Here is a 13,962-nt window from a genome sequence, read left to right as displayed (position 1 = left end):
CCACCCTAGAAGGACCCCGCGGCCCCATCGCTCGCCCGCTCGCGGCGGGCCCCTGCCGAGGGGCCGATACCGTGGACCCTCGTGGCCCGGCAGCTGACCCTCGTGCCCGCGCCGGCCGATCCCCGCGAGCTCCTCCCCGCCCTCCGGGCCGCGCTGGACGGCGACCGCCCGCTCGCGGTGCTCCCGGCCGGCCCGCCGGCCGCGGTCGAGGCCGCCCGGGCGGTGCTCGCCCCCGGCGAGCCCCTGGAGGACGGCGCCGACCTCGTCGTCGTCACCTCCGGGTCGACCGGCGGCGGCCGGGGGGTGCTGCTGCCCGCGTCGGCGCTGCACGCCTCGGCGACCGCCACCCTCGACGCGCTCGGCGGGCCGGGCGGCTGGCTGCTGGCGCTGCCGGTGTCGGCGATCGCCGGGCTGCAGGTGCTCGTCCGCTCGGTGCTGTCCGGCACCGAGCCCGCGGTCCTCGCCGCGGGGGAGCCGCTGGCCGCCGGCCTGGACCGGGTCCGCGGCGGACGGCGCTACACGGCGATGGTGCCCACCCAGCTGCGCCGGTGGCTCGACGCCGAGCCCGAGGCGCTGCGCGGCTTCGACGCGGTCCTGGTCGGCGGCGCCGCCACCGACCCCGCGCTGCTGGCCCGCGCCCGCGCGGCCGGCGTCGCCGTGGTCACCACCTACGGCATGACCGAGACCGCCGGCGGCTGCGTCTACGACGGCCGGCCGCTGGCCGGCGTCCGGGTCCGGGTGGACGGCGAGGGCGTCGCGCTGGCCGGCCCGGTGCTGGCGCTGGGCTACCGCCGTGACCCGGAGGGCACCGCGGCCGCCTTTGCCGGCGGCTGGTTCCGCACCCGCGACGCCGGGACGCTGGACGCCGGCGGCCGGCTCACCGTCACCGGCCGGCTGGACGACGTCGTCGTCACCGGGGGCGTCAACGTCGCCCCCACCGCCGTCGAGGGCGCGCTGCGCGAGCACCCCGACGTCGCCGACGCGGTCGTGTTCGGCCGGCCCGACGAGGAGTGGGGCCAGCGCGTGGTCGCCGCCGTCGTCCCGGCGGCCGGCGCCGTGCCCACGCTCGCGGACCTGCGCGCGTGGGTGACCGAGCGGCTGGGCGCACCCGCCGCACCGAAGGAGCTGCACCTCGTGGACGCCGTCCCCACCCTGCACACCGGCAAGCCCGACCGGCGCGGCGTCGCCGCCGCCGTCCTCGGGACGGCGCGCTGATGGCCACCCCCGCGCAGTGGATCGCCGGCGCCCGGCCGCGCACGCTGCCGGCCGCCGTCGCCCCGGTGCTGGTCGGCACCGGTGCGGCCGTCGCCCTCGACGGCTTCCGGCCCGTGCCCGCGGTGCTCGCCCTGCTGGTGGCGCTCGCCCTGCAGGTGGCGGTCAACTACGCCAACGACTACTCCGACGGCCGGCGCGGCACCGACGCCGACCGGGTCGGGCCGATGCGGCTGGTGGGGTCCGGGGCGGCGACGCCGCGACAGGTGCTGACCGCGGCGCTGCTGTCCTTCGCCGTCGCCGGGGTCGCCGGTCTCGCGCTGGCCGCGCTGTCGAGCTGGTGGCTGGTGGCCGTGGGGGCGGTCTGCATCGTCGCCGCCTGGACGTACACCGGCGGGCCCGTGCCCTACGGGTACCGGGCGCTGGGCGAGGTGTTCGTCTTCGTCTTCTTCGGCCTGGTCGCCGTCACCGGGACGACGTTCGTGCAGACCCGCTCGGTCGAGGGCCTGGCGCTGGCCGCCTCGGTGCCGGTGGGCCTGCTCATCGTGGCGATCCTGGTGGTCAACAACCTGCGCGACCTCGACGGGGACGCCGCGGTGGGCAAGCGGACGCTCGCGGTGCTGCTCGGCGACCGGGGCACCCGGCTCACCTTCACCGGGCTGATCGTCGTCGCGTTCGCCGTGGTGGTCGCGATCGGCGTCGCGCGGCCCTGGGCGCTGCTGGCGCTGTTCGCCGTCCCGCTGGCGGTGCCGCCGGCCCGGGCCGTGCTCACCGGCGGCCGCGGGCCGGTGCTCATCGGGGCCCTGGGCGCCACCGGCCGGCTGACGCTGGTCAGCGGCGTCCTCCTCGGCCTGGGGCTGGCGCTCAGCGGCTGACGCCGGCCGGCCCGAACGGCTCCGGCCGGCCGAACAGGAAGCCCTGCCCGTAGCGCACGCCGCGGGCGGCCAGCGCGTCGCGCTCGGCGGCGGTCTCCACGCCCTCGGCGACCACCCGCACCCCCACCTCGCCGGCGAAGGTCTGCATCGCGGCCACCAGCGCCTGCTTGGCGGGATCCCGGTCGACGCCGCTGACCAGGGCCGCGTCGAGCTTGATGACGTCGGGCTCGAGCCGGAGCACGTGCTGCAGCGACGAGTAGCCCGAGCCGGTGTCGTCGATGCTGACCGTCACCCCCGCCTCGCGCAGCAGCCGGCGGGCGCGCAGCAGGCCGGCGTAGTCGTCCACCCGGGCGTGCTCGGTGATCTCGACGCCGATCCCGTCGCCGGCGGCGGCGAGCACCATGTCGAGCACCGACGGGGTGAGCAGCGCGGCCGGCGAGAGGTTCACCGCCACCCGGACCTCGTGCGGCCGGTCCCGGGCCGCGGCCAGCGCGGTGCGCGCGGCCAGCTCCTCCAGCTCCACCGACAGCCCGGCGCGCAGCGCGTCCCCGAACACCCGCTCGGGGTCGGCGCCGGAGAACCGCGCGAGCGCCTCGTAGGAGACCACCCGCCCGCCGTCGAGCTCGACCACCGGCTGGAACACCGGCTGCACCGTGCGCTCGCGCAGCACCGCGGCGACCCGCTCGCGCGGTGTCGTCCCGGTGTCCGGCTCGCCGGCCTCGCCCCGGCGGAGGTGCTCGCCGACCAGCTCGGCGAGGAACTCGACGAACCGCGCGGACTCCCGGTCCAGCTGCGCGCCGTCGTCCCGGCCGAGGCAGCAGAGCATGCCGACCGGCGGCCCGCCGGCGGTGGTGTGCACCGGGGCCCCGACGTACGAGCCGATGCCCAGCTGCGCGGTGACCGGCAGGTCGCGGGTGCGCGGATCGCGCCCGGCGGCGGTGACCACCGGCGGCAGCTGACCGGTCAGCACCCGGACGCAGAAGGACCCCGCGAGCGGGGTGGCCATGCCGACGTCCACGTGCATCGCGGCGAGGTCACCGGTGGCGGCGCGGACCACCTGCTGGTCGCCGTCGAACTCGGAGATCCAGGCGATGTCGGTGCGCAGGCGGGTGCGGGCGGTGTCCAGCAGCCACCGCAGCCAGGGGTCCCCGGCCAGCCGGGCGACCGCGGACGCAGCCATGGCGCGGGTCAGCTCTCCTCGTCGCCGCTCAGCCGGGCGCGGAGGTCCTCCTTGGCGGCCTTGCGGGCCAGCGACCGGGCGGCGAGCGCCTCGGTGAGCCGGTCGCGCACCCCGCGCAGCAGCAGGTAGGACACCGGCATCGACAGCAGCAGGCCGAACAGCAGCGCGGGGATGCCCGGGAGGCCGAGCAGCCACACCAGCGCCACCAGCGCGGCGGTGATCACCAGCCGGCCCAGCGTGTAGGCGGCCAGCCACGGCCCCACCCGGGGCGGCGTCGCCGGGCCGCCGGTCGGCGAGCCGGGGGTCACCGGGCCGGTACCGGCGGCCGCGCCTGCTCCGGCGGGCCTGCTCTCGTCAGCCATGCCGGCCCTCCCACTTCGTCGACAGCACCACCGTGGTGCGGGTGCGGGCCACCCCGCGTATCCGGTTCAACGCGCTGATGGCCGCCTCCAGTGCCGGGATGTCGGTCACGCGCACCTTGAGCACGTAGCCCTCGCTGCCGGCCACCCGCCAGCAGTCCTCCACCTCGGGCATCGCCGCCAGCGCGGCCTCCAGGCCGGTGTCGTCCACCGAATCGCTCTCGATCACGCCGACCAGCGCGGTGACGGTGAGGCCGAGCGCCGCGGGGTCGACCACCGCCCGGTAGCCGGTGATGACCCCCGCCGCCTCGAGCTTGCCCACCCGCTCGTGCACCGCCGGCGAGGACAGCCCCACCTGCCGCGCCAGCTCCGCGTAGCTGGCGCGGCCGTTAGCGCGCAGCAGCTCGATCAGCCGGGCGTCGACCGCGTCGATGACCTGCTCCGTCCCTGGTCGGCAGCGGCGACGTCCCGTCGCCGCCGTCGAGTATCGCCGCGGACGTACTGTGGAGGCACGGGGGGACGGTCGAGGGGGTGACGCCGGGTGGCTTTCCTGGTGGTTCTGGTGGTCGCGGTCGCCGTGGTCGTGCTCGTCATGCGGGCGGCGGCGAACGCGGGTGGTGCCGGCAACGGCGGACTGGGCGCACCGCGCCCCCCGCGTCGTCCCCGGCCGCCCCGGAACACCCGGCCGCTGGCCCCCGACGACGACCCCGACTTCCTGCGCGAGCTCGAGCGGCGCGCCCGCCGCGACGACGGCTCGCCCGCCCAGGACTAGGCGGCGCGGCCGCCGAACAGCCGGCGCCAGCCCCGCGGGCGCGACGGCGCGGCCGGCTGCGCCGGCGCGACCGGCGGACGGCGGCGGGCGCCGGCCGACGACGACGGCCAGCCCAGCCCCTCGCCCGACCGCTCCGGCCCCGGCCAGCCCAGGCCGCTCGGCGTGCCGTCGGCCCGCAGGCCGCCGTGCCGCGCGGCACCGGCCGCCTCCGGGTGCTGGGAACGGGCGTGCTCGAGTGCCATGGCCACCAGCGGGTGCACCGCGGCGCCCTCGGCTGCCGCGTGCCTACCCACAGTGACCTCCCCGGGGCGTCGTCATGACCCGATCCCAGCACGGAGCGGGGACGACGTCACCCACGGGCTCACCGGTTCAGGGCGAGGATCACCCGGAGTGAGGACATCCGTGCGGGCGGCTGCCGGTCAGTTCACGCCGGCGTAGCTGTGCAGCCCGGTCGACACCATGTTCACGTACAGCAGGTTGAAGATCATCACGCCCAGGCCCACGATGTTGACCCACGCCGCGGGGCGGCCCCGCCAGCCGGCGGTGGTGCGGGCGTGCAGGTAGGCGGCGTAGACGACCCACGCGATGAACGCCCAGGTCTCCTTGGGGTCCCAGCCCCAGAACCGGCCCCAGGCGGCCTCGGCCCAGATGGCGCCGGCGATGACGGCGAAGGTCCAGATGGGGAAGCCGAAGACGGCGGTGCGGTGGGCGACGCGGTCGATCGAGGCGGCGCTGGGCAGCCGGGCGGCGAGGCCGGTCGGGTTCACCTCGGCGCCGGCGGCCACGCGGGCCTCGTACCGGCCGCGCACCAGGTACAGCGCCGCGGCGATGCCGCTGACGAAGAAGATGCCGAAGCCGAGGATCGCCGTCGAGACGTGCACGGCCAGCCAGCTGGACCGCAGCGCGGCCACCAGCGGGCCGCTCTCGACGTAGAGGAACAGGCCGATGGCGACCAGCGAGAGGACCACCGGGGCGAGCACGAAGACGCCGAGGTGGCGCAGCCCGGGGGCGCGCAGGGCGAACAGCAGGTAGGCCACGACGGCGACCAGGACGACGGCCGTCGCGAACTCGTACATGTTGCCCCAGGGCAGCCGGTCGGTGGCCATGCCGCGGGTGACGAGGACCGCGAGGTGGGTGAGTCCACCCAGGACCGTCAGGCCGAGGGCGATCACCCCCCAGCGACGGGAGCGCTCCGGCTCGGCGGCCGGGACGGGGGCGACGGGAGGGGCCGGCGTCTCCGACACCCCGCCGGCGGGCACCAGCGCCTCCGGAGCGGCCTGGCGGGCCGGCCGGCGACCGAAGGCCAGCTGGGCGCAGAACGCGACGACCGCGAGCGAGTACAGGCCGACGCTGATCGAGAACAGCGTGTCCGACAGCTCGGCCAGCGACGGGTCAACGGTCACTCGGGGGGCCTCCGGTCTACGGTGCGTCCCCGCCGGACGGCGGGGTGAGGGGTGGGGCGGGGGCGCGCGCGGCCAGCGCGGCCCGCAGGTCGTCGGTGAGCACCGCGAAGCGGTCGCCGCCCTCGCCGCTGCCCCGCGTCAGCGAGCCGACGGTGAGCACGGTACCGCCGTCGCGGGCGGGCTCGACGCGGGCGAAGAAGCGCTCCCGGCGCAGGAGCAGCATGCCGAGCAGGCCGGCGAGCACGGCGATCGAGGCGACGAGCACCCAGATCTGGCCGGGGTCGTGCGACAGCTGCATCGCGGCGAACTGGGAGAAGCCGGTGAAGGTGATCGCCGTGCCGTCGTCCAGCGTGAGCGTGTCGCCGATCGACAGGTTGGCCGCCCCGACGCGCTCCAGCACGCCGCGGTCGATCTGCGCGGCGTCGATGGAGTAGACCGACTGCGGCAGGCCGGTGTCCAGGCCGAGGTAGCCCTGGTAGGCCACGACCGCCACCTGCGGATCCAGCGGCCGCGGGTCGACTGAGGTCAGGATCCCGCCCTGCACCACGCCGGTCGGGGCGAAGAAGCCCTCGAGCGCGAGCTGCTGGTCGGCGCCGGCGCCGAGGTCGGGCAGCTTCAGCGCGCCCTCGCTGGCCATCGTCGCCTGGTCGGTGGGCAGGAACGGCGCGGAGACGTCGGTGAACGCGGTGCCGTCGGGGAGCGTGACGGTGAACCGCGGCGCGAACCCGTGGCCCGTGACGTAGACGCGGTTGCCGTCGACCCGCAGCGGGTCGTTGACCCCGAGGGTCTCCGCCTGCCCCTCCTCGAAGGGGGCGCCGTAGCGGATGTCGGCGGTGAACGAGGCGGCGGTGCCGTTCTCCTCGTAGTCGGCGTGGAAGTCCTCGAGGTCGACGCACAGGGGGGCGAGGTCGGAGCCCTCGACCAGCGGCCCGGCGGAGTAGTTGTCGTACTGCTGGAAGGAGTTGCAGAACCCCTGGCCCTCGGTGACCAGGATGCTGCCCTCGTAGCCCCACAGCTTGCCGCCGGCCAGGCCGAGCAGGAGCCCGATCAGCGACAGGTGGAAGACCAGGTTGCCGGTCTCCTTCCAGAAGCCCTTCTCCGCCGAGAGCTCCGGGCCGGCGCCGCTCTCGCGCCGGACCACCCGGTACCGGCGGACGCGCAGCTCCTCCTCGAGGATGTCGAGCGCGGCGGGCCCCGGCAGTGCCGTGGGCAGCTCCGCGGAGTCGGGCAGCCGCAGCAGCCGGCGCGGCGCCGCCGGCGGCGGGGTGCGCAGGGCGCGGGCGTGCTCGACCGCCCGCGGGAGCACGCAGCCGATCAGCGAGACGAACAGCAGCAGGTAGACCGCGGCGAACCACGGCGAGCTGAAGACGTCGAACAGGTAGAGCCGGTCCAGCAGGGGCGCCAGCGTGGGGTGGTCGGCGAAGTACCGGGCCACGGCGTTCTGGGACAGCGACCGCTGCGGCAGCAGCGATCCGGGGATCGCCGCGAGCGCGAGCAGGAACAGCAGCACGATGGCGGTGCGCATCGCGGTCAGCCGGCGCCACCAGCGCAGCAGCCAGCCGCGCAGCCGGCGCAGGGCCGAGGGGCGCGCGGGCGGGGGCGGGGCGGCCGCCGGCCGCGGCGGGGCGGTGGTCGTCACAGCGCGGACTCCCCCAGACCGGTGGCGGCCAGCCAGGAGCGCAGCCACTGCATCATCTCGGTCCACGCCCCGGTCACCAGCAGCAGGCCGACCAGCACGAGCAGCCCCCCGCCCAGGCGGGTCACCGTGCGGGCGTGCCGGCGCAGGAACGTCGTGGCGCCCAGGGCCCAGCGCGCGCCGAGGGCGACCAGGACGAACGGGATGCCCAGCCCCAGGCAGTAGGCGACGCCGAGGAACGCCCCGCGCCCGGCGGTCGCCTCCTGGAAGGCCAGGTTCTGGACGGCGGCCAGCGTGGGACCCAGGCACGGCGTCCAGCCCAGCCCGAAGACGACGCCGAGCAGCGGCGCCCCGGCCAGGCCCATGGCCGGGCGCATGGTCAGCCGCTTGGTGCGCTGCAGCAGCGGCAGCCAGCCGAGGAAGCCGAGGCCGACCAGCACGGTCACCACGCCCATGACCCGGGTGATGACGTCGTTGTGCACCAGCAGCAGCCGGCCCAGCCCGCCGAAGGCGGTGCTGATCGCGACGAACACCGCGGTGAAGCCCAGCACGAACAGCAGCGCGCCGAGCACCATGCGCCCGCGCGGCACCTGCGGCTCGGCGCGGACCGCCGTGGCGGTGGCCCCGGCCGGGGCGCCGTCCGTGCTCCCGGCGGCCGGGACCGCCGGGCGCGCGCCGGTGCCCACCAGGCCCGCGACGTAGGAGAGGTAGCCGGGCACGAGGGGCAGCACGCAGGGCGAGGCGAAGCTGATCAGGCCGACCAGCGCGGCGACCGCGGCGGCGACGAGCAGCGGGCCGTCGGTGACCAGGGCCTCGAAGGTCTCACCCACCGCTCAGCCCTCCCCGAGCAGCAGGTCGAGGGTGCTGCGCAGGTCGTCCTGGGCGACGGCCGCGGTGTAGACCGCGGCCACCCGCCCCTCGCGGTCGAGCACGATCGTCGAGGGCACGGCGTTGGCCGGGTAGTCGCGGAAGGCCAGCGCGACCTCCCCGCGCGGGTCGTACAGCGAGGGGAACTCGATGCCCTTGCTGTCGACGAAGGCCTGCGCGAACTGCGGGTCGGTCTCCTTGACGTTGAGGCCGAGGAAGCTCACGCCCTCGTCGCGCACCTCGGCGTAGACCTCCTGGAACTCCGGGGTCTCCACCCGGCAGGGCGGGCACCACGACCCCCAGAAGTTGAGGACGGCGATGTCGCCGGCCAGCTCGGTGGAGGAGAACTCGCCGCCGCCCAGCAGCGTGCCCGAGAACTCCGGCGCCGAGGCGCGCTCGGCCTCGGGGATGACCTCACCGGCCGGCGTCCCGGCGACGAAGCGGAACTCGCCGCCGTTGTTGACGTCGACGGCGCTGCCCTCGCCCGTGGCGCAGCCGGCCAGGAGGGCGAGCGCGGCGACCAGGCCCGCGGCGACCCGTCTCATGCCCCGGGCACCGCGTTCGGATCGGTGGCGCCGGCCGGCTCGGCGTAGCCGATCCCGACCACCCGGTCCCCCTCGTAGGTCACCGAGGTGACGCTGGCCAGGCCGCACTGCCGCTGGCGGGGGTCGTGCACGTAGCGGCGGCCCTCGAGGTGCAGCCGCAGGGTCCAGATCGGCAGCTGGTGGCTGACGCACACCGCGGCGGCGCCGCGGGCGGCGTCCCGGGCTGCCTCGACGGCGGCCAGCATGCGGGCGGCGATCTCCACGTACGGCTCGCCCCACGAGGGGCGGAACGGGTTGCGCAGCTTCCACCAGTGCTGCGGCTGGCGCAGGGCGCCGTCCCCGACGGCGACCCGCAGGCCCTCGAAGGCGTTGCCGGCCTCGATCAGCCGCTCGTCGACGGCCACCGGGAGGTCCAGCGCCTCGGCGATCGGCGCGGCGGTCTGCTGGGCCCGCTCGAGCGGGCTGGAGACCAGGTGCGTGACGCCCCGGCCGGCGAACCAGCCGGCCGCGGTACGGGCCATGGCCTCGCCGGCGGCGGACAGCCGGTAGCCGGGCAGCCGGCCGTAGAGGATCTTCTCCGGGTTGTACACCTCACCGTGCCGGAGCAGGTGCACCACCGTGGTCTCCGCGCTCACGTGCTGACCTCGGAGGGGTCCTGACCGATGGCCCGCGGCGCCTCCTCGGGGCGCGCCTCGGCGGCGGCGTGCGCGGCGGCGGGCAGCGCGTCGAGCACCCGCTCGACGGCGGCGTCGTCCAGCGCGGCGTTGACGAACCACGCCTCGAACGCCGACGGCGGCAGGTACACGCCGCGGGCGAGCATCTCGTGGAAGAACGCGGTGTAGCGGAAGGTCTCCTGGCTGCGGGCGTCGTCGAAGTCGCGCACCTGGCGCTCGTCGGGCACGAAGAACACCGAGAACATCGAGCCGGCCTGCTGCACCCGGTGCGGCACGCCGGCGGCGAACAGGGCGGCGCTGGCCGCCCCGCGCAGGGTGGCGGCCACCTCGTCGCAGCGGGCGTAGACCTCGTCGGTGCAGTTCCGCAGCGTGGCCAGCCCGGCGGCCACGGCCACCGGGTTCCCCGAGAGGGTGCCGGCCTGGTAGACCGGCCCGGCCGGGGCCAGCTGGGCCATGAGGTCGGCCCGGCCGCCGAACGCCGCGGCCGGCAGGCCCCCGCCCATGACCTTGCCGAAGGTGAACAGGTCGGCGTCGGTCGGGTCCAGGCCGTACCAGCCCGAGCGGGAGACCCGGAAGCCGGTCATCACCTCGTCGAGGATCAGCAGCGCGCCGTGGGCGGCGGTGATCCGCCGCAGCTCCTGGTTGAAGCCGGCCAGCGGGGGGACGACGCCCATGTTGCCGGCGGCCGCCTCGCTGATGACGCAGGCGATCTCGCTGCCGCGCTCGGCGAAGACGGCCTCGACCGCGGCGACGTCGTTGTAGGGCAGGACGAGGGTGTCGGCGGCCGCCCCGGTGGTGACGCCCGGGGTGTCGGGCAGGCCGAGGGTGACCACGCCGGAGCCGGCGGAGGCCAGCAGCGCGTCGACGTGGCCGTGGTAGCAGCCGGCGAACTTGACCACGAGCGGCCGGCCGGTGGCGCCGCGGGCCAGCCGGATCGCCGAGAGCACCGCCTCGGTGCCGGAGTTCACCAGCCGCACCCGCTCGACGGGGGCGACCCGGGCGATGATCTCCTCGGCCAGCTCCAGCTCGCCCTCGGTGGGCGCGCCGAAGGACAGCCCGCGCCGGGCGGTGGCGGTGACCGCCTCGACGACCGCGGGGTGGGCGTGGCCGAGCAGCAGCGGCCCCCAGGAGGCGACGAGGTCCACGTAGCGGCGGCCGTCGGCGTCGGTGAGGTAGGGGCCCTGGCCCTGCGCCATGAAGCGGGGCGTGCCGCCGACGGCGCGGAACGCGCGGACCGGCGAGTTGACGCCACCGGGGGTGACGCGCTGCCCGCGGGCGAACAGGTCGGCCGAGACGGGGGCCTCGTAGCTGTAGCGGGAACTGTCCTGCGAGGTCACGGGCCCAGTGTCCCCCTGTCGTCTGTGAGCCCCTCCGGGGGGCGGGTGGCGGTCAGCAGCGCCCGGCCGAGCGCGTCGGGGTCGCGGGTGGGCACCAGCACGGTGCGGCCGTCGGTGAGCCGCAGCGGCAGCCCGGTGCGGCCGCGGGGCACCGACCAGGCTCCGCCGAGCACCGGCGCGCCGGCGTCCACACCGGCCGTCCCCTCGCGGACGGCGCGCAGGTGACCGGTGTCGACGTCGGCCAGCGGCACCCGCTCCCGGCCGACGGTGAGCGCGGGTTCCTCCCCCGAGGCCTCGACGCGGACCGTCCAGGCCCGGCGGGCCGAGGCGGTGCCGGCGACGACGATCCCGAGGACGGCGACGACCGCGACCAGCCACAGCAGCGGCGGCACGTCGGGCCCGGGGAGCAGCAGGTCGAGCAGGAGCAGCGCGGCGAGGAAGGCCGCGAGGAGCCCGGCGGTCCGCCAGGAACCGCCGGGCTCGACGTAGTCGGCCCCCTCGCCGGTCACCGCAGCAGGCGCGCGGCCTCGACCGCCCAGTACGTGAGCACCGAGCCGGCACCGGCCCGCCGGATGGCGGTGAGCGTCTCCAGGATGGCCCGCTCGCGGTCCAGCCAGCCGCGCGCGGCGGCCGCCTCGACCATCGCGTACTCGCCGCTGACCTGGTAGGCCGACACCGGCACCCGGACCTCGTCGGCCACCCGGGCGATGATGTCGAGGTAGGCCAGCGCGGGCTTGACCATGATCGCGTCGGCGCCCTCGGCGAGGTCCTGGGCCACCTCGCGCAGCGCCTCGTCGGCGTTGGGCGGGTCCATCTGGTAGGTCGAGCGGTCGCCGAACTGCGGCGCCCCCTCGGCGGCCTCGCGGAACGGGCCGTAGAAGCCCGAGGCGTACTTGGCCGCGTAGGCCAGCACCGGGATCTCGGTGTACGCCGCGCCGTCCAGCGCCTTCCGGATGGCCGCGACCTGGCCGTCCATCATCCCGCTGGGGGCGATGACGTGCGCCCCGGCCTGGGCCTGGGCCACGGCCACCGCCGCGTAGCGGTCCAGCGTCGGGTCGTTGTCCACGACGCCGGCCGGCGTGACGATCCCGCAGTGCCCGTGGTCGGTGTACTCGCACAGGCACAGGTCGGCCATGAGCACCAGCTCGTCGCCGAGGTCGGACCGCAGCTGCTGCAGCGCCACGTTGACGATGCCGTCGGCGGCGTCGGCCTGGCTGCCCTGCGGGTCCTTCTCGGCGGGGATGCCGAACAGGATCAGCCCGCTGATGCCGGCCTCGGCCGCCTCGTGCGCGGCCTTCCGCAGCGAGTCCGGCGTGTGCTGGACGACGCCGGGCATCGAGGAGATCGGCTGCGGCTCGGCGATGCCCTCCTTGACGAACACCGGCAGCACGAGGTCCGCGGGCGACAACCGGGTCTGCGCGGTCAGCCGCCGCAGCGCGGGCGTCGACCGCAGCCGGCGCCCGCGCGCGAACCCGGGGGTGGCCCCTCCGGCGGTCATCGGGTGCCGCCTTCCTCCTCCTCCGCCCGGCGGGCGGCGGCGAAGGCGGCCAGCGCGTCGACCAGCGGGGCGACCGCGGCGGTCTCGGGCTGCACGTCGACGCGCAGGCCGAACTCCTGCGCGCTCGCGGCGGTGGCGGGGCCGATCACCGCGACGACGGTCTTGGCGTGCGGCTTGCCGGCGATGCCGACCAGGTTGCGCACGGTGCTCGACGAGGTGAAGCACACCGCGTCGAACCCGCCGCCCTTGATCGCCTCGCGGACCGCGGCCGGCGGCGGCGCCGCCCGGACGGTGCGGTAGGCGGTGACGTCGTCGATCTCCCAGCCGCGCTCCTTCAGGCCCGCGGCGAGGGTCTCGGTGGCGATGTCGGCGCGGGGCAGCAGCACCCGGTCGATCGGGTCGAAGACGTCGTCGTAGGGCGGGAAGTCGGCCAGCAGGCCCTCGCTGGTCTGCTCACCGGTCGGCACCAGCTCGGGCACGATGCCGAACGCGCGGACGGCGTCGGCCGTCTGCTGGCCGACGCAGGCGACCTTCACCCCGGCGAACGCGCGGGCGTCCAGGCCCAGCTCGGTGAACTTCTCCCGCACCGCGCGGACGGCGTTGGTGGAGGTGAACACGATCCACCCGTAGCGGCCGGTGACCAGGCCCTTGATCGCGCGGTCCATCTGCGCGGGGCTGCGCGGCGGCTCGACGGCGATCGTCGGCACCTCGACCGGCACGGCGCCGTAGGCGCGCAGCCGGTCGCTCATCTCGCCGGCCTGGTCCTTGGTGCGCGGCACCAGCACGCGCCAGCCGAACAGCGGCCGGCTCTCCCACCAGGAGAGCTTGCCGCGCTTGTCGACGACGGCGCCGACGGTGGCCACGACCCGGCCGGACAGCGCCTCGAGGCCCGCGGTCTTCTCCGCGACGGCGGCGAGCTTGGCGGTCACGCTGCGCTGGTCGGTGCTCGATCCGGCGGCGGTGGCCACCACGGGGGTCGCGCCGGACAGGCCGCCCTCGACGAGCCGGGCGGCGGCGTCGGGCAGGTCGGCGACGTCGCCCTGCAGCACCAGCGGCACCGCGAGGGTGGCGACCGCGCCGGCCAGCGCGGTCAGGTCGACCTCGCCGCGCAGGTCGGCGGTCACCGAGGTGCCGCCCAGCGCCACGCCGGCGAAGCCGGGCACGGCGGTGGCGACGGCGACGCCGGGCACGACGTCGAAGGGCACGGAGGTGCGGCCGACGGCCAGCACCTCCTTGACCACGGCGTCGTCGGTGAACGGGTCGCCGGTGACCAGGCGGACGACGGTGTCGCCGTTCTTGGCCGCGGCGACCGCGGACTTGGCGACGTCGGCGGGCTCGCCGCTGACCGCCGAGGGCTCGACGTCGGGGCGGGTTCCGCGGACGGCGTCCACGAGGGCGGCCGGCAGGCCGGGGTCGGTGAGGACCACGTCGGCCTCGGCCAGCGCGGCGGCGGCTCGCGCGGTCAGCATCCCGGGGTCGCCCGGGCCGGCACCGACGAAGACGACCTTGCCGGCGCCGTCCTTCTTGCGGGGGCGCGTCATCACGTGCTCCTTGCTCTGCGCCCCTCCCGGGGCGGTGTGGTGGTGGTGGGGATCAGGGGTGGT

The 13,962-nt window shown here is 76.5% G+C and carries 16 protein-coding genes; 3 read left to right on the top strand and 13 right to left on the bottom strand.

The window, feature by feature from the left end; translation table 11 throughout:
- Positions 1-81 precede the first annotated feature (81 nt).
- A complete protein-coding gene (menE, locus tag ACI79R_RS02950; protein WP_456572082.1) occupies positions 82-1,215 on the top strand; it encodes an o-succinylbenzoate--CoA ligase in 1,134 nt (377 codons plus the stop codon).
- Positions 1,215-2,087: a 1,4-dihydroxy-2-naphthoate polyprenyltransferase gene (locus ACI79R_RS02945; RefSeq protein WP_456572081.1), complete on the top strand. Its 873-nt coding sequence runs from the start codon at positions 1,215-1,217 to the stop codon at positions 2,085-2,087. Before menE ends, ACI79R_RS02945 begins: the two co-directional genes overlap by 1 nt.
- On the opposite strand, the gene ACI79R_RS02940 is transcribed toward ACI79R_RS02945, so the two are convergent.
- The 3 genes from ACI79R_RS02940 to ACI79R_RS02930 are packed head-to-tail and all read right to left on the bottom strand — an operon-like array spanning position 2,077 to position 4,059.
- Positions 2,077-3,267, bottom strand: coding sequence for a sensor domain-containing phosphodiesterase (locus ACI79R_RS02940; protein ID WP_456572080.1), 1,191 nt, complete (start codon positions 3,265-3,267; stop codon positions 2,077-2,079). The genes ACI79R_RS02945 and ACI79R_RS02940 overlap by 11 nt on opposite strands.
- Positions 3,268-3,275: 8 nt before the next feature.
- On the bottom strand, positions 3,276-3,629 hold the full coding sequence (locus tag ACI79R_RS02935; protein ID WP_456572079.1) for a DUF4229 domain-containing protein: 354 nt from the start codon (positions 3,627-3,629) through the stop codon (positions 3,276-3,278).
- Positions 3,622-4,059: an Lrp/AsnC family transcriptional regulator gene (locus tag ACI79R_RS02930; RefSeq protein WP_456572275.1), complete on the bottom strand. Its 438-nt coding sequence runs from the start codon at positions 4,057-4,059 to the stop codon at positions 3,622-3,624. The genes ACI79R_RS02935 and ACI79R_RS02930 overlap by 8 nt, the downstream gene beginning before the upstream one ends.
- A gap of 108 nt (positions 4,060-4,167) precedes the next feature.
- On the opposite strand from ACI79R_RS02930, the gene ACI79R_RS02925 reads away from it, so the two are divergent.
- A complete protein-coding gene (locus ACI79R_RS02925; protein WP_456572078.1) occupies positions 4,168-4,398 on the top strand; it encodes a hypothetical protein in 231 nt (76 codons plus the stop codon).
- On the opposite strand, the gene ACI79R_RS02920 is transcribed toward ACI79R_RS02925, so the two are convergent.
- The 10 genes from ACI79R_RS02920 to ACI79R_RS02875 all read right to left on the bottom strand — a co-directional run bounded on the left by ACI79R_RS02920 (position 4,395) and on the right by ACI79R_RS02875 (position 13,899).
- Positions 4,395-4,691: a hypothetical protein gene (locus ACI79R_RS02920; protein WP_456572077.1), complete on the bottom strand. Its 297-nt coding sequence runs from the start codon at positions 4,689-4,691 to the stop codon at positions 4,395-4,397. The genes ACI79R_RS02925 and ACI79R_RS02920 overlap by 4 nt on opposite strands.
- Positions 4,692-4,817: 126 nt before the next feature.
- Complete coding sequence (gene ccsB / locus ACI79R_RS02915; RefSeq protein WP_456572076.1) at positions 4,818-5,801, bottom strand: c-type cytochrome biogenesis protein CcsB; 984 nt, start codon at positions 5,799-5,801, stop codon at positions 4,818-4,820.
- Between the two features lie 16 nt (positions 5,802-5,817).
- On the bottom strand, positions 5,818-7,440 hold the full coding sequence (resB, locus tag ACI79R_RS02910) for a cytochrome c biogenesis protein ResB (protein ID WP_456572075.1): 1,623 nt from the start codon (positions 7,438-7,440) through the stop codon (positions 5,818-5,820).
- Positions 7,437-8,267: a cytochrome c biogenesis CcdA family protein gene (locus ACI79R_RS02905; protein WP_456572074.1), complete on the bottom strand. Its 831-nt coding sequence runs from the start codon at positions 8,265-8,267 to the stop codon at positions 7,437-7,439. Before ACI79R_RS02905 ends, resB begins: the two co-directional genes overlap by 4 nt.
- Positions 8,268-8,270: 3 nt before the next feature.
- Positions 8,271-8,849: a TlpA family protein disulfide reductase gene (locus ACI79R_RS02900; RefSeq protein ID WP_456572073.1), complete on the bottom strand. Its 579-nt coding sequence runs from the start codon at positions 8,847-8,849 to the stop codon at positions 8,271-8,273.
- Positions 8,846-9,484, bottom strand: coding sequence for a histidine phosphatase family protein (locus ACI79R_RS02895; RefSeq protein WP_456572072.1), 639 nt, complete (start codon positions 9,482-9,484; stop codon positions 8,846-8,848). Before ACI79R_RS02895 ends, ACI79R_RS02900 begins: the two co-directional genes overlap by 4 nt.
- Complete coding sequence (hemL, locus tag ACI79R_RS02890) at positions 9,481-10,860, bottom strand: glutamate-1-semialdehyde 2,1-aminomutase (RefSeq protein ID WP_456572071.1); 1,380 nt, start codon at positions 10,858-10,860, stop codon at positions 9,481-9,483. The genes ACI79R_RS02895 and hemL overlap by 4 nt, the downstream gene beginning before the upstream one ends.
- Positions 10,857-11,369 carry a hypothetical protein gene (locus ACI79R_RS02885; protein ID WP_456572070.1) on the bottom strand — a complete coding sequence of 171 codons (513 nt, stop codon included), beginning with the start codon at positions 11,367-11,369 and terminating at the stop codon, positions 10,857-10,859. Before ACI79R_RS02885 ends, hemL begins: the two co-directional genes overlap by 4 nt.
- Positions 11,366-12,358 (bottom strand): porphobilinogen synthase, encoded by a 993-nt coding sequence (gene hemB, locus ACI79R_RS02880; protein ID WP_456572069.1) that lies wholly within the window; start codon positions 12,356-12,358, stop codon positions 11,366-11,368. The genes ACI79R_RS02885 and hemB overlap by 4 nt, the downstream gene beginning before the upstream one ends.
- On the bottom strand, positions 12,355-13,899 hold the full coding sequence (locus tag ACI79R_RS02875) for a uroporphyrinogen-III synthase (RefSeq protein ID WP_456572068.1): 1,545 nt from the start codon (positions 13,897-13,899) through the stop codon (positions 12,355-12,357). Before ACI79R_RS02875 ends, hemB begins: the two co-directional genes overlap by 4 nt.
- Between the last annotated feature and the right edge of the window lie 63 nt (positions 13,900-13,962).

This window comes from Blastococcus sp. SYSU D00820 (genome assembly GCF_054050695.1).
The sequence above is the reverse complement of the archived record's forward strand: the minus strand, read 5'-3'. Positions and strand labels throughout refer to the sequence as shown.

What these genes read in the sequence shown, in the direction of transcription:
- ACI79R_RS02940 (WP_456572080.1), bottom strand. Translation starts at nt 3,267, where the DNA reads ATGGCTGCGTCCGCGGTCGCCCGGCTGGCCGGGGACCCCTGGCTGCGG.
- hemB (WP_456572069.1), bottom strand. Translation starts at nt 12,358, where the DNA reads ATGACCGCCGGAGGGGCCACCCCCGGGTTCGCGCGCGGGCGCCGGCTG.
- ACI79R_RS02900 (WP_456572073.1), bottom strand. Translation starts at nt 8,849, where the DNA reads ATGAGACGGGTCGCCGCGGGCCTGGTCGCCGCGCTCGCCCTCCTGGCC.
- ACI79R_RS02945 (WP_456572081.1), top strand. Translation starts at nt 1,215, where the DNA reads ATGGCCACCCCCGCGCAGTGGATCGCCGGCGCCCGGCCGCGCACGCTG.
- ACI79R_RS02875 (WP_456572068.1), bottom strand. Translation starts at nt 13,899, where the DNA reads ATGACGCGCCCCCGCAAGAAGGACGGCGCCGGCAAGGTCGTCTTCGTC.
- ACI79R_RS02935 (WP_456572079.1), bottom strand. Translation starts at nt 3,629, where the DNA reads ATGGCTGACGAGAGCAGGCCCGCCGGAGCAGGCGCGGCCGCCGGTACC.